The organism is Mucilaginibacter psychrotolerans, assembly GCF_004519315.1.
GTDB lineage: Bacteria > Bacteroidota > Bacteroidia > Sphingobacteriales > Sphingobacteriaceae > Mucilaginibacter > Mucilaginibacter psychrotolerans.
In genome coordinates this window covers 348,625-366,113 of record NZ_SOZE01000001.1, presented here as the reverse complement: position 1 = coordinate 366,113, position 17,489 = coordinate 348,625, and the positions used below count along the sequence as shown (strand labels likewise).

The following is a 17,489-nucleotide window of genomic DNA, read 5'->3' as shown; positions in this document are numbered from 1 at the left end:
CGTATCAAATTGTTATTGAACTATAAACTTTATCAGGCGGCTATTTTTACTCCCGCGGAATGGCTCGGTACGTATTGAGAACATCAGGTAATAGGTGCGCTTCTCTTTCGGCGCGGTCACTTCGGTACTGTAAGCCTTGGTTTCTCCTGATTGCAGGCTGATTTTATTAAAATCTGCACCTGCTTGCTGCACTTCGGCAATATCTGTAGGGCCGGTAAAAAAGCAGCTTTCTAAATACACCGGGTGCTTGTAACCAACGTTGGTAAAATTAACATCGTATGTGTAAGGGTTGGCAATATTCAGGTCAAATTGTATTTTTTGGCCGGGACGGGCGGTTACCGACGTTATTTTGGTATCTATTGCTATTTTTTGATAGGTACGCGCATCCTCCACCCAAGTGCCATACCAATCGCCCTGCTCGTTTTTGATAGTATCGCTTTTATAACCTTGCAAAGGTTCGGCCAGCAGCAGGTATATCTTTTTGTGCTGCAGGCTATCCTCCATGGGCCAGATATCGAACATGGTGCGCCCGTAATACCGCGAATCGTAAGCGAAGCCTTTTAGCGTGCGGTTATAAAAATCGTATTTGGAGGGATTCTGGAAGCCATCGTCCATCACCATCCAGGCATCGCCGGCTTTTTCGTGCACCTTTGCGGCCCAATCGCGGAAGCCAAAATAGGTGCGCAAGGCTATGACTTTTTTGACGAAGGGCAAGCCTAGCGTAAGAGCCAGCCTGAGCATCAATATCAGTACGATATTGGCTATACCCAGCCGATAAAGCCATGTAGGGTAGTTACTATTCCGTTGCAGGTTGATGAGTACCAGCGCAACCAGAGGTATAAAAGCAATAAGCGTATAATGGGGCTGCACATTGGCAAAACCGGTATTCACCAAAAAGAAACCGAAAATGCCGATAGCGTTGAACACCAGCGCGCGTGTAAATACATCAGTAACTTTTGTTGTAAATCCTTTATAAAACAGGTACCAACTGATGAGCACGCCGCCGAGCAGCAATTGCCCGGAAAGATATTCGATAGTAGCCGAGATATTGTAGGCCTTATCAGACGAACGCTCGAACAGCTGATAGTTTACCGCCGGAAAACCATGCTGCGACTGCCATAAGATGTGCGGCACGTAACAAATAAATCCTATGATAATAGCCACGTAAAACGATGGCCGCTTAAACAATTTCGGGTTAGATAATATGGTGAAACCCACCAGCAGCACCCCATGATATTTACTATATAGCAAACAAGCAACCACCAAGCCTATGATGGAACCCATACGCCAGCTATCTTGTGCTACATACTTTTGGTAGCAATAATAAAACAGCACCGCAAAAAAGAACAGGGGCGCATCGGGTGTGGTAGTAAAGCCATATACGTGAAAAACCAATACGCCCGATATCAGCAATATAAACCATTTGGCACTAACCGAATATTTTTTGAGGATGAGCCACAACAGATAAATAGCCAGTCCGTTGGTAAGCACCGTAACCAACCTTGCGCCAAGCTCGTTTTGGAAAAGCGAGTACCCGATTTTGATGAATACCGCCATCATGGGTGGATGGTAAAAGTAGCCCCAATCGGGCTTTTGGGCGTAAAGCCAGTAGTAAGCCTCGTCGCCGTGCAGCTCAAGAACGTAAGCCTGTAGCAGGTTCAGCACCGTCCAGCAGGCGATGAAATACCAGATGGGTTTATCGGTTTGCGCGGGCTTGCTTATCGTGTTGGCCATTTAATCATCAAAGCTGCAAAGGTATGATAAAAGCGTTAAGGCAAGTGATGCCGACAGGCATCATTATTTTAGGAAAGCTGCGTGCTATTCCTATAAAATTTCAATATTTGAACTATGATAGCCAAACAAATAGAAATTATGCGGCAGCCCCGCATCAAGATATTGAGCATACTGGAAACGTTCAGCCTGGATCAATTAAACATCATCCCCGCAGGTTTTAATAACAACATCCTGTGGAACCTGGGCCATATGATAGCTGCGCAGCAGGGCGTTTGCTACAAACGCGCCGGTTTGGATACCTGGGTAAGCGATAGCTTTTTCCAGGCCTATAAGCCTGATACCAAACCCGAGGGCTACATTAGCGAGGAACAATTCGACGAGATAAAGGAATTGCTAATGACCAGTCTGGACCAATTAGAGACCGACCTGCATGCCGGCATTTTTACCAATTACCCCGCCTGGACAACCCGCTACGGCGCAGAGATACGCGATATTAACGATGCTATAGCGTTTTTGCCTTTCCACGAGGGACTGCATGTGGGGTATATTATGGGTTTGAGGAAACTGGTATAGGTCCCCTAACCCCCAGAAGGCGAAATTTGTTGAATTGTTGTTATGAGAAAGCTGCTTTTACTGATGATGATTTTGCTCGCATCCTGCGATTACCCGCAGGCAAAGTTTAACAAAGCCACTTGGGAAGAGAAAATAGACTTGGATTATCCATATCGAAAATTTATTCTTAAAGATTTGTTGGAGCATCATTAAATTAAAGGTTTAACCAAAAAACAACTTATCGATTCGCTCGGAAAGCCCGCTAATTGGGGCGACCCCAATATTATGCCTTATGAAATACTTACTGATTTTGGAAGTGATATAGACCCCGTGTACACAAAAACTTTAGTTATTTCTTTAAACAAGGATTCTATTGCAACCGGATTTAAGGTTGTGGAATGGAAAGCCGGGACAAGTAATTAATGGCAAAATTTACTCAAACCCGTTTCCACTCATCGCGTATCTTTAACTGATATTCCAACCCGTCCACGCCGAAATCTATTTTCCCGAAATAGTTATCCAGGTCAATCGGCTCTTTCTTTTTGGGGAGCTTAGCCAACTCTTTATCAAGTTCGCTCCGTGTCGTCGTTTTGTTTACTTCAATTACTTTGCCCATACACAAATATAAATAACGCCACGGAGATTTGACAATTTAAAGTATTTCCCTCTAGTACTATTCAACAATCTGCACATCCGCACATCTGCATATCTGCACATTTACTATATTAGCATCCTTTTATTAAAGCTATGAACAGATTTTACGGGACAGGAGTGGCAATGGTAACTCCTTTTCAGCCCGACGGCGAGGTAGATTACCCTGCGCTAGAGCGGCTCATCAACCACCTTATTGATGGTGGGGTGGAATATTTAGTGTCGTTAGGCACAACCGGCGAGAGCGCTACTTTGAGTAAAGACGAGAAGAAGCAGGTGTTTGCCTTTACCGCCAAAACCGTAAATAAGCGCGTGGCCCTGGTGGCCGGCATAGCAGGCAATAACACTTTGGAGGTGATTGCGGAAATTAAAGCTTTCGATACAACAGGTTACGATGCCATCCTATCGGCAAGCCCGCATTATAATAAACCAACGCAAGAAGGCATTTACCAGCACTATAAAGCCATAGCAGAAGTATCGCCCCTACCTGTAATTCTGTACAACGTACCCAGTCGTACCGGCAGCAGCGTGAGTGCCGACACCACCGTAAGGCTGGCGAAGGACTTTAAGAATATTATCGGCATAAAAGAAGCATCGGGCAATTTCGATTTGATGAATCAGCTGATGCGCGATAAACCGGAGGAATTCTTATTAATTTCCGGCGATGACCCTATCACCCTGCCCATGATAGCTATGGGTGCCGTTGGCGTGATATCGGTAATTGGTAATGCGCTGCCGCGCCAGTTATCAGATTTGGTACGCGTGTGCCTTACGGGCGATTTTAAGGCAGCCTTGCCCGCCAATTACAGCCTGATAGAGTTTACCAGACTGATGTTTGCCGAGGGTAGCCCGGCAGGCGTAAAAACAGCTTTAAAGCAACTGAATATCTGCGGCGATACGCTGCGCTTGCCGCTGGTGCAAGTGAGTGAAAGTACTGCGGCGAAGATAAAGGAGCAGATAGGGAAGATTTGATGTGCAGATGTGCAGATTTCAAATGTGCAGATTGCAGGGGCTTTTATACAATCAAAACCCTTAACCACCACGTCATTACGAGGCAAGAAGCAATCCCCAATTAGTAGGGCAGATTCGCATAGCGGTTTTTCCTGCGTAGAGATTGCTTCGTTCCTTATAATGACATGGCCTTAAGTTGTTGATTATCAGTGTGAATTTTTTACACGTCATTACATTTTTTTCCAGGGGAGCCCTGGTGGATACTCGCAATGACGCGGGGATAGAGCTGACAACAAAGTAAAAAAAATACCCCAATAAAAATCCCGGTGTGGCTGCACCGGGTTTTTTATTGAAGTAAATAATTTCGCCGCGCGGATTATTCTTTGTTTTTAGCTTCCTGAACTTCCAGGCGAATGGCTTGCGCTAAATTTTTAAGGTCCTGCATACCTTTACGCACACGGGTGCCTGCGGCACTGTTGCCCTTGTTGTAAAATTTGTCGGCATCGGCTTCCAGCGATGCAATCAGTTCCTTTACTTCAGTAAATTTTTTCATTGTGAACTTTTTTTAGTGTATTGAGGCTTATTGTTTTAATTAAAGCTAATCTAACTTGTTTTTTTTTAAATAGGAACTTTTAAAGAACAAAATATTGGCTTTAAACTGGTTTTTATCCACATTTCCCCTTGCGGAGGTTTAAAAATTCACCAAAATCACAAACTAAAAAGTAACCTATTCACAGCGCTTATTTAATAATTAAATTACGTTTAACTTAAACGAATCGAAATCATTCATTATTTCAACAATGTTGCCACTGCCCTACCATATTCCTTTATTATGGCTACCGGCATATAATAAAACGAAAAAGCCCTGTGATATTCACAGGGCTCATCTATAGCTAAAAATACGTTTTCCTGCTGTTTAGGCAATAGCCATTTTACGCTCTTTATAGTAACCGGCTTTCAGCTTTTCAGCTACTTCACTGAAGGCATCAAGCGTGCGTTCTACATCCGCAAGTGTGTGCACTGCGGTAGGTATCAACCTAAGCTCTATAAGGCCCTTAGGGATAACCGGGTAAACTACAATAGAGCAAAATATACTGTAGTTCTCTCGCAAATCCATGGTAAGGCTGGTGGCCTCATTCAATTCCCCTTTCAGGAAAACCGGGGTAACCATGGTCTCGGTAATGCCTATATCGAAGCCATGCTCAACAAGGCCGCTTTGCAGGGCTTTGGCAATTACCCATAATTTCTGGCGTAACTCCGGATTGGAGCGCAACAGTTCGAACCGTTTCTTTAAGCCCAGCACCATCGGCATAGGCAAAGCCTTGGCAAAGGTTTGCGAGCGCATATTGTAGCGCAGGTAATTGATGATTTCGTTGTCCGATGCCACGAAGGCACCTATACCCGCCATAGATTTGGCAAAGGTAGCGAAGTACACATCCACGCCATCGATGCAATTTTGTTCTTCGTGGGTTCCCGCTCCGGTAGGGCCCATGGTACCAAAACCATGCGCATCATCAACCAGCAGGCGGAAGTTATATTTGTCCTTTAAGTCAATAATCTCTTTAAGCTTGCCCTGCGCGCCCGACATGCCGAAAACGCCCTCGGTAATGAGCAATATGCCACCACCGGTTTGCTCGGTTAGCTTTGCGGCGCGTTCCAATTGTTTCTCGCAGCTTTCTATATCGTTGTGCTGGTAAACAAAACGCTTGCCCATATGCAGGCGCACACCATCCACAATGCATGCATGCGATTCGGCATCGTAAACTACAACATCGTTCCTGTCAACCAGCGCGTCTATGATGGATACCATGCCCTGGTAGCCATAGTTCAATAAAAAGGCGGCATCTTTTCCCACAAACTGCGCCAGGCCGTTTTCCAGTTCTTCGTGGTGTTTGGTATTTCCACTCATCATGCGGGCACCCATGGGGTAGGCCATACCGTAATCGGCAGCAGCCTGCGCATCTGCCTCACGCACTTCGGGGTGGTTAGCTAAGCCAAGGTAGTTGTTAAGGCTCCAAACCAAATGCTCTTTTCCGTTGAACATCATATGCGGATGAATCTCCCCCTCGAGGCGCGGAAACGAAAAATACCCGTGCGACCATTTCTGATGCTGCCCTATCGGGCCGCCCATATTCTTATTTATTTTATCAAACAGATCCAAATTGCAAATCTTTTAATGTTAGTGATATATTATTGCAAATATACCTATAAAACGAGCCCTAGCAAACGTTATTACTTTTTATGATAGTTTATAACGCTATCGAGATTCAAGAGTTAAGAATCAAGAGACAAGACACATAATCGCGCATAAAAAAAGCAGAATAAATTCATTCTGCTTCCTTTTGTCTTGGTTCTTGACTCTTATGTCTTGTATCTAAATTAGTCTACGTTATCGTGCAAAAAAGAGTTAGTACTCTTTATTTCGGTTTTACCATCGCTATCAATAGTCAAAGAGAATTTTGATATCTGGCTCTCGTCCGACTGTGGGGTTTGTTGCAGCGCTACTTCCTTGCGTTTGTAGGCAGGCACATTCTCCATCTCTTGTATATTGCCATTACGAAGCTTCATACTCAAATCTTTAAGGCGCATGATGCGCTCGCGCGATTTACGCAATTGCTCTTCTATCGATTCGTCGGTTTTGTTTTCGTCCGCACTCACAGCAGGCTCCGGCTCGGGTACTTTTGTTTCAACAACCGGCGGCGGGGTAAAATCCATTATGGTTTCGCTTACCTTGAATACAAAACCGCCATCATCTTCAGATTCTTCCTCCTCCAATTTGGGCTCCTCTTCGGTAAGGTTAAAACGTACCACTTCGCGCTGCTCGGCTTTGTCCTGCTCCTCTGCCTTGGCAAACAAATCGAACAAGCCGGTTTGTTTAGGTGCTTCCTTCACTTTGATGTAAGGCTGCGTAGTCATACCTGCATCCGGTTTCACCGCATTGATGAACTCGTTCACCGGTTTTACCATGGGTGCTGGCTCGGGCATAAGCATGCTTACCACCTTTTTGTTGCTGTGCTCTTTCTCGCGCTCGTCTTTAGTTTGGAAACCGGTAGCAATGATAGTTACTGATAAGCCTTCGCCCAGATTTTCATCCTTACAATTACCCCATATCAGGTCGGCAGCCAGGCCGGCTTCTTCCTGTATGTAATCGGTAATTACGGTTACTTCATCCATGGTTACCTCGTTCTCACCCGAGGTGATATTGAGCAAAATGTAGCGTGCACCTTCAATCTCGTTATCTTTCAACAACGGTGATGCCAGGGCGCCCTCTACAGCTTTCAAAGCGCGGTTGTCGCCTTCGGCGGTGCAGCTACCCATTATACATACGCCGCTATCTTTCATAACGGTGCGTACGTCTTTAAAATCTACGTTGATATAGCCTGGTAACGTGATAATCTCCGCGATGCCTTTTGCAGCGGTGGTTAAAATATCATCTGCCTGGCCAAATGCCGAACTCATGGTTAAGTTACCGAATATCTGGCGCAGCCTGTCGTTAGAGATCACCAAAAACGAGTCTACGTATTTCTTAAGCTCTTCCATGCCTTCTTCGGCCTGCATACGGCGGCGCTTACCCTCAAAAGAGAACGGCGTGGTAATGATACCTACTGTAAGGATATCCAGTTCGCGCGCGGCTTTGGCAATAATAGGGCTTGCGCCTGTACCTGTACCGCCACCCATACCTGCTGTAATGAACAGCATTTTGGTATTTGCGCCCAGCATTTGTTTTATATCGTCGATATTCTCGATAGCAGAGTTTTTGCCAACTTCGGGTATAGAGCCTGCGCCCATGCCTTCGGTTAAGCTGGCACCCAATTGCACCTTATTAGGGATGGGGCTAAGCTCCAATGCCTGCGCATCGGTGTTACATATAATAAAGTCGACACCCTTAATACCTTGCCTGTACATGTGGTTTACCGCGTTACCGCCACCACCGCCAACACCAATTACCTTGATGATTGCCGACTTTTCTTTTAACATCTCAAACTGCATAATCCTTGTTTTTCAGTTGTTTGTGGTTTGATGATTTGATAGATTTCACTAATGTAATAATAGGGCTTTTTCCACATAGTTTATCCACACTTGTGCATAATGTGGATAAGTTAACTCATGTGAATAAATCGCCCCCACTAAATCTCCCCCGGGAGGGGAGACTTTAAAACCATTTCCTCGCTCAAGTGTATCCTCTGAAGGGGGAGCTTAAAGCCCTCCCTTCAGGAGAGGGTTTGGGTGGGGCTTATTACTTCAAATAGTCCTCATCTTTTATATCATCCTTAATAAATTTCTTGCCCGATTCCAGTATCTTGCCCAACAGACCAAACTTACGGTCGTCGGTATATTTTGCTTTCTCTACTTTGGCGGGCGCCGGCGCTGCCTGTGTAAGGCCGTTGTACTCTGCCTTTTGTATCCCCTTTATCAGCAAGCCGATTCCTGTTGCGTAGGTTGGGCTTTGCAGATCCTCGTAAACATTCTTGGGCAGAGTTTCGTTCTTAGCCAGGTGCTCGTTAGGGTAGCCTATACGGCAATCTAACCCGGTAACGAATTCTATCAGCTGGGTTAGGTGCTTCAACTGGGCACCGCCGCCGGTTACTACTATACCGCCAATCAGTTTCTTTTCGTAGCCCGATGATTTTATTTCGTAGTAAACATGTTCTATGATCTCTTCCATACGGGCCTGTATCACGAATGCCAGATTCTTAACCGATATTTCCTTTGGCTCGCGGCCACGTAAACCGGGCACGCAAACTATCTCGTTCTCCTTGTTCTCTTCTGCCAATGCCGAGCCAAACCTTACTTTCAGTTGCTCTGCAATGTTGCGCATCACCGAGCAACCTTCGCGGATATCTTCGGTAACGCTGTTACCCCCGAAAGGGATAACCGCCGTATGGCGAATGATACCTTCGTGGAAAATGGCTACATCGGTAGTACCTCCGCCGATATCTACCAACACGATGCCCGCTTCTTTCTCTTCCTCGCTCAATACCGATTCTGACGATGCCAAAGGCTCCAGTATCAGTTCCTGGCTTTCCAGCTGCGCCTTGGTTACGCATTTTACAATGTTCTTGATAGCGGTAACCTGGCCCGATATGATATGGAAGTTGGCCTCTAAACGCACGCCTGCCATACCTATGGGGTCTTTGATGCCCGGCTCGCTATCAACAGTAAATTCCTGCGGCAACACATGAATGATCTCCTCACCAGGAGGCATCACCAGGTTGTACATATCCTCAACCAGTTTATCTATATCCTTACGACCTATTTCTGAATTGAGGTCTTTACGGGTTATCAGCCCGCGGTGCTGCAGGCTTTTGATGTGCTGCCCCGCTATGCCCACGTTCACTATCCTTATCTCTACGTTCGATTGCGTGCCAGCCACATCTACTGCCTGGGTAATACCTTGCACGGTTTTATCAATATTTGATACTACCCCGCGTGTTACCCCTGCCGATTCGGCCTTGCCTATACCCAGCACCTCAATTTTGCCGTTTTTGCTGCGGCGGCCAACAATTGCACAGATTTTAGTTGTGCCAATATCCAGCCCCACTACAATTGGCGAACTTTTCTCTTGCGTTGAACTTTTGTCCATATCCCTTAATTTTAATAGATGTCTTTCCCCTTATTTCTTTTTCTTCTCTGCCTGCTGCTTACCTACCGGCTTTTGTTTAGTTGCCTGCTTTGCCGGAGGCTTGCCCGCTTTCAGTGTTTTGTCTGAAGGCTTGTGCGCGACCGTTGTATGAGCAACCTTTTTATTTACCACGTACCCTACTATAACATCCTCGGGCGTTGGCTTGTGCGATGCAGGCTTAACTACTACGCGCGTGGTTGGCTTAGCGGTAACAGGCTTTGCTACAGCAGGTTTCGCTACCTGAGGCTTTGTTACCCGAGGTTTCACAACCGTAGGCTTTATTACCACCGGGCGCTCGTCAACCGGCCGCTCCGCATCGTCTGACAAACCGGGCGCGGCGGTCGAATCGCGGCGCACCCTGGTGGTGCCTGCTGCCAGTGCCGAATCTGCAGCCGCCTTTTTAGCCTTGGCTTTCTCCGCAGCTAACGAATCAACCAGGCTTTGGTTTTTTACACCGATTACCTGGTTGCTGTATTTGATATTGATGACCTTATAAGCATCCCAACCGACCAATGGCAGTGCCTTTTTATAAAAAGCCTTCAGATTGCTGAAACGCAGATCGAGCGAGTCGGCGTTGCCCAGCAATATCCGCTGGGTGCCTACACGCGGAATCAATTCAATCTCGTGCGCATGATTTACGTATATCTGCGATATCTGCGCATCCCACAGCGAATCGTTATGGATATAGTCGGCTGTTGTGTACAGGTCAATTGCCAGGGTGTTATGCAACGAGTCTACCCGGTTGGCAAAAAGCTCGTCGATAAAGCCATTGGCTACAATTACCCTTGCGGTAAAGTTTTGCGATAGCGGCATCTTAAGGCCATGCTGATCTACATAAAAATCCTGCCCGAAACGGTTCATTACCCGTAATATAGGCTGGCGTTGGCTTACCTCTACCTGTATTACGCCATCCATATCGGCATACACATTAGCCGATTCGACGAAGGGGTTATTCTTCAGCCGCTGCTCTAAAGCGTACAAGTCTATATTTTCTATGCGGCGGCCAATCAGCGTATGGCTGTTCATCTGCAAAATATTATCAACCTCCTGCCTGTCTATAAAATAATGGCTGCCGGGTATATAAACCTTAATGGCGGTGCACACTACTTCTGATTTTTTTATGGATATGAAACTCATCAGCACCACCAAACCGGCCAGGCTGATAGTCCAGCCTAATCCAATTAACAATGGTTTCCAAATTCGTTTCTTAAACATGCTCCAATATCTCTTTAAGCGGGTTTACTAATGTATCTATGTCGCCGGCACCAACCGTCAGCAACAGCTCCGGCTTTTCAGCGGTTACTATATCCAGGGCTTGTTGTTTACTCACCAGGCGTTTATTTTCCAGCTTCATCAGGTTTAACACCATATTGCTATCCACTCCCGGTATCGGCAACTCGCGAGCCGGGTATATATCCAGCATCAACAGCTCATCGGCCATATCCAGCACTTCTGCAAAGCCATCCACAAAATCGCGCGTGCGGGTAAACAAATGCGGCTGAAACATCACCGTCAATTTTTTATCCGGATAAAGCCTTTTTACCGATGTAATGGCTGCCCTCAACTCTTCGGGGTGGTGCGCATAATCATCAATGTATATGTGCTCGCTATTTTTTACGATATACTCAAACCTGCGCTTTACACCTTTAAAAGACCCCAATGCCTCGCGGATAGCATCTGCGGATATCTCCAGCCTCAACGACGCTTCGATTGCCGCAACCGCGTTCTCTATGTTGTGCAAACCAGCAATACCCATCCTGATATTGGGAATAGCGGTTGTACCGTTATCAAAATCGAAATGGAAGTTACCATCTTCGATACGGATATTGGTGCCCATTGCGCCGGCCTCGCCATTTACGGTGTAGGTGAAACCTTCTGTCAGTGGTAAGCCTTTTTTGTATATCAATATACCGCCCTGTTTAATCTGCGAAGCAAACAAACGGAACGACTCTTCCAGATGCGAGTGGTCGCCGTAGATATCCAGGTGATCTGCATCCATGGAGGTAATAATGGCGGTATCGGGGTTCAGCGTTAGAAACGAGCGATCGTACTCATCGGCTTCAACCACTACAATATCATTTTTGCCATACAGCACATTGGTTTGGTAGTTGGATGATATACCACCCAAAAATGCAGAGCAATCTTTACCCGAATCTTTCAGGATATGCGCAATCATGCACGAGGTGGTGGTTTTGCCATGCGTACCTGCCACCGCAATAGTGAACATACCGCGACTAATGATACCCAGCACCTGCGAGCGTTTTTGCAAATCGAATCCTTTGTTTTTAAAGTAATTCAAAATAGCTGAATCCTTGGGGATGGCCGGCGTAAAAATCACCAGCGTACCATCGCCTGTTTCCTGGAAACTCATAGGGATCCAATCTGTACGGTCCTCAAAAACTATCTGGATACCCTCATTATGCAAGGCATCTGTTAAAGGCGTGCTTGTTTTATCGTATCCACACACCACACAACCCAAATGATGGAAATAACGTGCAAGGCCACTCATGCCTATGCCGCCTATGCCTACCAGGTAAACCCGTTGTATGTTCTTTAATTCCATTTTTTGTTTGGTGAGTGATTGATTGGGTTGATTAAGTGAGTGGTTCTTGTCCACCCCGCTAAGCCAACACATCAGCCTTATATTTTAACAAACTCTTTAACTACGCTCTATTCACCATTTAACTAATCGCCAACGCTCAAAAAAGGCTATCCCCGCATCCTGCGGGGATTAGCCGATTTAACTGTTGTTTGTTATTTGGATAACCTCTTTTGCTATAACTTCATCGGCATTTGGCATAGCCAGTTTGCCTATGTTATCGCTTAATTTCTTTTGTAAATCTTTATCGTTCAATAATTCTATCGCCTTATCAACCAGTTTGGCCTCCGCATCGCGGTCGGCTACTAACAAAGCCGCATACTCTGTTACCAGGGCAAGCGCGTTCTTGGTCTGGTGATCTTCGGCCACGTTTGGCGATGGCACCAGTATCACCGGCTTCTTTATCACGCAGAGCTCTGCAATAGTACCGGCACCTGCACGGGAGATAATCACATCTGCAGCGGCAAACGCCAGATCCATCCGGCTGATGAACTCTACCACGCACACGTTAGCGTGTATGTTAGCGCCCAGTTGTTCCACTATGCTCTTGTAATAGAACTTGCCTGTTTGCCATATCACCTGTACATCGGCTGCAATTATTTTATCCAGGCCGGCCAGCAGGCTCTTATTTAACGTGCCGGCACCTAAACTGCCACCTGTTACCAGTATCGTTTTCTTCCCCGATGATAGCTTGTACTGCTCCAGCGCCTGCGTCTGCTTGCCTGCAATATCTACCGACTCCTTGCGTATCGGGTTCCCGGTTTTGATTATCCTTTCTTTGGGAAAGAATTTATCCATACCATCAAAGGCAACGCATATCTTTTTGGCCTTTTTACCCAGCCATTTATTGGTTACGCCCGCAAAGGAGTTTTGCTCCTGTATTAATGTGGGGATGCCCATTACACCGGCTGCATACAACAATGGGCCGCTAGCATAGCCGCCCACACCCACGCAGGCATCGGGTTTAAAATCTTTGATAATTTTCACGGCCTTGCGCACACTATTCAGCAACTTCCATGGGAACATCAGGTTTTTGATGATAGATTTACGCTGTATGCCCTGTATATCCAAACCCATAATCTCGTAGCCAGCAGCGGGCACCTTCTCCATTTCCATACGACCGCTTGCACCCACAAAAAGTATCTCGGTAGCCGGATTAAGCTTTTTTAAAGCGTTGGCAATAGCAATAGCCGGAAAGATATGCCCCCCAGTGCCGCCACCGCTGATGATTATGCGGCGAGCCCCCTCCGCCCCATGAAGGGGGAGTTTAGCTTCCCTAACCGCCTGAAGGGGCAGTTTCGGGTTGGTTGCTATGTCCTGGTTTCTGCTCATTTATTTATTTTTATTGCACCAATTTCTTTTTGTGATTACACCGATTTAAAATGATTTCACCGATTTTATCTGATTTCTTGCCTCCGGCCTCTTTTCTCTAACTACGCTTCCCTTATCTCCCCTACCATCACTTTCTTAGGTTCATCTATGTCGCGACTTACGGACAGGATGATGCCGAACGCAATGCTGGTAAACAATATAGATGTACCCCCCATACTGATCAGCGGCAGCGGTACGCCCGTTACCGGACCAAGGCCCACTGCTACCGCCATATTGGCAAAAGCTTGTATGGTTAAGCTAAAGCTTAGGCCCGCTGCCAGCAACGCACCAAAGGCTTTGGGCGCTTTGGTTACAATCTTGATGCACCTGTATAACAGAAACAGGTAAATACTAATAACTACTATGCCGCCAAACAAGCCGTATTCTTCTACGATGATGGCAAATATCTCATCCGAGAATGCCTCGGGCAGATAATTGCGCTCGGTACTACGGCCCGGGCCTTTACCAAAGAAACCGCCGGTTGCGATGGCTATCTTGGCGTGGTTACCCTGGAAAAGCTTATCCTGATCGGCCAGTTCGGGGTGAAAGAATGCTTTCACCCTGGAGATATGCGTTGCACGCCGGCTTCCCAAAAACAGCATCCCAGCCAGCAAAACCGCACCTATAAGGCATACTACCGATATTTGCTTTACGCTGATACGACCCATGATGAGCAACAATATGCTCACTCCGAATAGCATTAGGCCGGTTGACAAGTTGGCCGGACCGATTAGTGCAAACACCAGGCATACCGAACCCATGATAGGGATGAACGATTCCTTTACATCCTTAATATTCTCCTGCTTGCGCGATAGTATGCGGGCCAGGTAGGTTATCAAAGCCAGCTTGGCCAAATCTGATGTTTGGAAACCTAAACCCGTACCGGGGATGGGTATCCACCTGCTTGCATGGTTGATGTTAGAACCAAAGAACAGCGTGTATGCCAACAGCGGTATAGTTATAATCATCAATAGTTTTGAGATACCTGCATAATACCGGTAGTCTAAGCGATGCGAAACGTACATCAGCCCAATACCCAACACAATCATGAACACGTGCTTGGCCAGGATAGATTCTACCCCTACGCCTTTGGTATAAGCCAGCGTACCTATAGAACTGTACACGGCCAAAGTAGATATCACCGACAGCATAATCACAATCAACCAAATCCAGCGGTCGCCCTTTACGTTGGCAAGAAGAGCGCGAGCCCCCCCCGCCCCCTGAAGGGGGAGCTTTTGAGTAGCGGTATTGTTTGATTCTGTTTCCATATTTTTGATTTCACCGATTCTCTTGATTCCTATATCTTTTCTTCTTCCTTATAATTCTGCTCCCCCTTCAGGGGGCTGGGGGGCTAAAGTTCTTTCACTGCTTCCTTAAATTGCCTTCCCCTATCCTCATAATTCTTAAACAAATCAAAGCTTGCGCAAGCCGGGCTTAACAATACCGTATCGCCTTTTGCGGCCAGGTGGTAAGCTACCTGTGCAGCCTCCGCAGCCGAGCCTGTGTTTACAATAATGTCAACATCCTCTTCAAAAGCATCGTGTATGCGCTTGTTATCTTTACCTAAACATACTATAGCCTTTACCTTTTGCCTTACCAGTTCGTTCAGCATGGTATAGTCGTTGCCTTTGTCAACGCCGCCCAGTATTAATACTACAGGCGTGCTCATGCTTTCCAGTGCATACCAGGTAGAGTTTACATTGGTAGCCTTAGAATCGTTAATGAAGGCAATGCCCGATATTTTGGCTACGAACTCCAAACGGTGCTCGATGCTTGGGAAGGTACCCATGCTCTCGCGCATAGTTTCGTTGCGCAGCTCCAGCACTTTAGCCACAATACCCGAAGCCATTGAATTGTAAATGTTGTGTTTACCCTGCAGGGCCAGTTCGGTGATCGACATTGTAAAATGTTGTTGATGTATGTTTATGACAATATTGTCTTTATCGAGATACGCTCCCGTTTCAATCATTTTTTCTATAGAAAACGGCAGCTGCTGCGCGGCTATCGTTTTGCCTTCCATTACCTTTAAGGTTTCGGCATCATCGGCGCAGTAGATAAAATAATCGGCTGCGGTTTGGTTCTGCGTAATCCGGTACTTAGATGCGGCATAGTTCTCCAGTTTGTAATCGTACCTGTCCAGGTGATCGGGCGTAATATTTAGCAACACGGCTATATCTGCCTTAAATTGATACATGTTATCCAGCATAAAGCTGCTTATCTCCAGCACGTAGTAATCAAAGTTTTCCGTAGCCACCTGGTAAGCAAAACTTTTGCCTATGTTGCCGGCCAGGCCTACGTTCAGCCCCGCATTCTTCAATATGAAGTAAGTAAGACTGGTGGTAGTCGTTTTACCATTACTGCCTGTAATGCATATCATTTTGGCTTGGGTATAGCGGCCCGCAAATTCAATTTCAGATATTACAGGAATATTCGCCTCTACCAGCTTCTTCACTACCGGCGCCTTATCGGGTATGCCGGGGCTTTTTACCACCTCTACAGCTTTCAGTATCTCCTCAAAGGTGTGTCCGTTCTCTTCAAAGCGAATACCCCAGTCCTGCAGTTGCTGTTTATAATGATCTGCAATAGCCCCAAAATCCGACACGAAAACATCATAGCCCTGCTGCTGCGCCAGGTATGCCGCACCCACGCCGCTTTCGCCTGCGCCGAGGATGGCGAGCCTTTGGGTTGATATGTTATCCTGTTCAGTCAATTGATTTTCTATTTTTATTCTTTTGTCTTGTCTCTTGATTCTAATTTCTTGCCTCTAACGAAGTTTTAGCGTTATCACCGTTATAATAGCCAGCATAATACAGATGATGTAAAACCTGGTTACAATTTTCGATTCGTGGAAGCCTTTCTTTTGGTAATGGTGGTGCAATGGCGCCATCAAAAACACCCTACGGCCTTCGCCGAAGCGTTTCTTGGTCCACTTAAACCAACCCACCTGTATAATTACCGACATATTCTCTACCACAAAAATGCCGCACAAAACGGGTATCAATAGTTCTTTGCGTATCATAATGGCGAATACCGCTATGATGCCGCCGATGGCTAAACTACCCGTATCTCCCATAAAAACCTGGGCAGGGTATGCGTTGTACCATAAGAACCCCACACAGGCTCCAACAAAGGCACCGGCAAATATTACCAGCTCACCCGAGTTGGGGATGTACATGATATTGAGGTAATCGGCAATGAGCGTGTTACCCGATACATAAGCCAAAATGGCCAGTGTAAGCCCAATAATAGCCGAAGTCCCCGTCGCCAGCCCGTCTATACCGTCTGTTATATTAGCACCGTTAGAGATAAACGTAATGATGATAATGGTAAAAAACATAAACACCACCAGCGCATAATACTCGTAACCGGGGCCTATAAACTTCAGCACCTTGCCATAATCAAACTCGTTGTTCTTGTAGAATGGCATGGTAGTTTTGGTAGACTTAATATCCTGCGTAAGCACCTGCTTATCGCCGCGCAGGTGATAATCAACCCGACCATCGTATAATTTAGCGGGCGTTACTTCCTGGCGTATGGTGATGCTGCTATTGAAGTACATCGTCCACCCGATGAAGAGCGCCAACCCAACCTGGCCGGTAATTTTGAACCTGCCCGCAAGTCCCTCTTTGTTCTTTTTGAATACCTTGATATAATCATCAAGGAAACCGATGGCGCCCAACCAAACAGTGGTTACCAGCATCATAATGATGTAGATATTATCCAGCTTGGCAAACAACAAGGTGGGTACCAATATGCCCAGCAATATGATAATGCCGCCCATAGTAGGTGTGCCCGATTTTTGCATTTGCCCTTCCAAACCAAGGTTACGCACGGTTTCGCCTACCTGTTTAAAACGCAGGTAGTCTATCAGCCGGCGACCATAAACGGTGGTAATCAACAACGATACAATTACTGCCATAGCCATCCGGAACGTAATGTACTGGAACACACCTGTACCGGGGATACTGTAATTTTTATTTAAATAGCTAAACAGGTAATATAACATTG

General features: G+C 46.2%; 14 protein-coding genes. 2 read left to right on the top strand and 12 right to left on the bottom strand.

Annotation, left to right across the window (positions count from 1 at the left end; genetic code table 11):
• Window positions 1-12: 12 nt before the first annotated feature.
• A complete protein-coding gene (locus E2R66_RS01715; protein ID WP_133229472.1) occupies window positions 13-1,734 on the bottom strand; it encodes an ArnT family glycosyltransferase in 1,722 nt (573 codons plus the stop codon).
• 114 nt (window positions 1,735-1,848) lie between these two features.
• Between E2R66_RS01715 and E2R66_RS01710 the strand changes: the two genes are divergently transcribed.
• The gene (locus E2R66_RS01710) at window positions 1,849-2,307 is read left to right on the top strand and encodes a DinB family protein (RefSeq protein ID WP_240049205.1); all 459 of its coding nucleotides are present in this window, start codon (window positions 1,849-1,851) and stop codon (window positions 2,305-2,307) included.
• 415 nt (window positions 2,308-2,722) lie between these two features.
• Here the strand turns inward: E2R66_RS01710 and E2R66_RS01705 are convergent, their stop codons facing one another.
• The gene (locus tag E2R66_RS01705) at window positions 2,723-2,902 is read right to left on the bottom strand and encodes a hypothetical protein (protein ID WP_133229474.1); all 180 of its coding nucleotides are present in this window, start codon (window positions 2,900-2,902) and stop codon (window positions 2,723-2,725) included.
• Window positions 2,903-3,033: 131 nt separating this feature from the next.
• On the opposite strand from E2R66_RS01705, the gene dapA reads away from it, so the two are divergent.
• The gene (gene dapA / locus E2R66_RS01700; protein ID WP_133229476.1) at window positions 3,034-3,909 is read left to right on the top strand and encodes a 4-hydroxy-tetrahydrodipicolinate synthase; all 876 of its coding nucleotides are present in this window, start codon (window positions 3,034-3,036) and stop codon (window positions 3,907-3,909) included.
• A gap of 355 nt (window positions 3,910-4,264) precedes the next feature.
• Here dapA and E2R66_RS01695 read toward each other — a convergent pair whose 3' ends face one another.
• The 10 genes from E2R66_RS01695 to mraY form a co-directional block, all read right to left on the bottom strand.
• Complete coding sequence (locus E2R66_RS01695; RefSeq protein WP_133229478.1) at window positions 4,265-4,441, bottom strand: histone H1; 177 nt, start codon at window positions 4,439-4,441, stop codon at window positions 4,265-4,267.
• Between the two features lie 363 nt (window positions 4,442-4,804).
• Window positions 4,805-6,049 (bottom strand): aminotransferase class I/II-fold pyridoxal phosphate-dependent enzyme, encoded by a 1,245-nt coding sequence (locus E2R66_RS01690; protein WP_133229480.1) that lies wholly within the window; start codon window positions 6,047-6,049, stop codon window positions 4,805-4,807.
• A gap of 218 nt (window positions 6,050-6,267) precedes the next feature.
• Window positions 6,268-7,878 (bottom strand): cell division protein FtsZ, encoded by a 1,611-nt coding sequence (gene ftsZ, locus E2R66_RS01685; RefSeq protein ID WP_133229482.1) that lies wholly within the window; start codon window positions 7,876-7,878, stop codon window positions 6,268-6,270.
• Window positions 7,879-8,125: 247 nt separating this feature from the next.
• Complete coding sequence (gene ftsA, locus E2R66_RS01680; RefSeq protein ID WP_133229484.1) at window positions 8,126-9,472, bottom strand: cell division protein FtsA; 1,347 nt, start codon at window positions 9,470-9,472, stop codon at window positions 8,126-8,128.
• A 30-nt stretch (window positions 9,473-9,502) separates the two neighbouring features.
• Window positions 9,503-10,726: a cell division protein FtsQ gene (locus tag E2R66_RS01675; RefSeq protein ID WP_133229486.1), complete on the bottom strand. Its 1,224-nt coding sequence runs from the start codon at window positions 10,724-10,726 to the stop codon at window positions 9,503-9,505.
• Window positions 10,719-12,074, bottom strand: coding sequence for a UDP-N-acetylmuramate--L-alanine ligase (gene murC, locus E2R66_RS01670; RefSeq protein ID WP_133229782.1), 1,356 nt, complete (start codon window positions 12,072-12,074; stop codon window positions 10,719-10,721). Before murC ends, E2R66_RS01675 begins: the two co-directional genes overlap by 8 nt.
• Window positions 12,075-12,251: 177 nt before the next feature.
• Window positions 12,252-13,442 carry an undecaprenyldiphospho-muramoylpentapeptide beta-N-acetylglucosaminyltransferase gene (murG, locus tag E2R66_RS01665; protein ID WP_133229488.1) on the bottom strand — a complete coding sequence of 397 codons (1,191 nt, stop codon included), beginning with the start codon at window positions 13,440-13,442 and terminating at the stop codon, window positions 12,252-12,254.
• Window positions 13,443-13,543: 101 nt separating this feature from the next.
• Window positions 13,544-14,749, bottom strand: a complete 1,206-nt coding sequence (locus E2R66_RS01660; protein WP_133229490.1) for an FtsW/RodA/SpoVE family cell cycle protein — start codon at window positions 14,747-14,749, stop codon at window positions 13,544-13,546.
• Window positions 14,750-14,832: 83 nt separating this feature from the next.
• Complete coding sequence (murD, locus tag E2R66_RS01655) at window positions 14,833-16,191, bottom strand: UDP-N-acetylmuramoyl-L-alanine--D-glutamate ligase (RefSeq protein ID WP_240049204.1); 1,359 nt, start codon at window positions 16,189-16,191, stop codon at window positions 14,833-14,835.
• 54 nt (window positions 16,192-16,245) lie between these two features.
• On the bottom strand, window positions 16,246-17,487 hold the full coding sequence (mraY, locus tag E2R66_RS01650) for a phospho-N-acetylmuramoyl-pentapeptide-transferase (RefSeq protein WP_133229492.1): 1,242 nt from the start codon (window positions 17,485-17,487) through the stop codon (window positions 16,246-16,248).
• Between the last annotated feature and the right edge of the window lie 2 nt (window positions 17,488-17,489).

What these genes read in the sequence shown, in the direction of transcription:
- E2R66_RS01675 (WP_133229486.1), bottom strand. Translation starts at nt 10,726, where the DNA reads ATGTTTAAGAAACGAATTTGGAAACCATTGTTAATTGGATTAGGCTGG.
- ftsA (WP_133229484.1), bottom strand. Translation starts at nt 9,472, where the DNA reads ATGGACAAAAGTTCAACGCAAGAGAAAAGTTCGCCAATTGTAGTGGGG.
- E2R66_RS01715 (WP_133229472.1), bottom strand. Translation starts at nt 1,734, where the DNA reads ATGGCCAACACGATAAGCAAGCCCGCGCAAACCGATAAACCCATCTGG.
- E2R66_RS01660 (WP_133229490.1), bottom strand. Translation starts at nt 14,749, where the DNA reads ATGGAAACAGAATCAAACAATACCGCTACTCAAAAGCTCCCCCTTCAG.
- murG (WP_133229488.1), bottom strand. Translation starts at nt 13,442, where the DNA reads ATGAGCAGAAACCAGGACATAGCAACCAACCCGAAACTGCCCCTTCAG.
- E2R66_RS01705 (WP_133229474.1), bottom strand. Translation starts at nt 2,902, where the DNA reads ATGGGCAAAGTAATTGAAGTAAACAAAACGACGACACGGAGCGAACTT.
- murC (WP_133229782.1), bottom strand. Translation starts at nt 12,074, where the DNA reads ATGGAATTAAAGAACATACAACGGGTTTACCTGGTAGGCATAGGCGGC.
- mraY (WP_133229492.1), bottom strand. Translation starts at nt 17,487, where the DNA reads ATGTTATATTACCTGTTTAGCTATTTAAATAAAAATTACAGTATCCCC.
- ftsZ (WP_133229482.1), bottom strand. Translation starts at nt 7,878, where the DNA reads ATGCAGTTTGAGATGTTAAAAGAAAAGTCGGCAATCATCAAGGTAATT.
- dapA (WP_133229476.1), top strand. Translation starts at nt 3,034, where the DNA reads ATGAACAGATTTTACGGGACAGGAGTGGCAATGGTAACTCCTTTTCAG.
- E2R66_RS01710 (WP_240049205.1), top strand. Translation starts at nt 1,849, where the DNA reads ATGATAGCCAAACAAATAGAAATTATGCGGCAGCCCCGCATCAAGATA.
- E2R66_RS01695 (WP_133229478.1), bottom strand. Translation starts at nt 4,441, where the DNA reads ATGAAAAAATTTACTGAAGTAAAGGAACTGATTGCATCGCTGGAAGCC.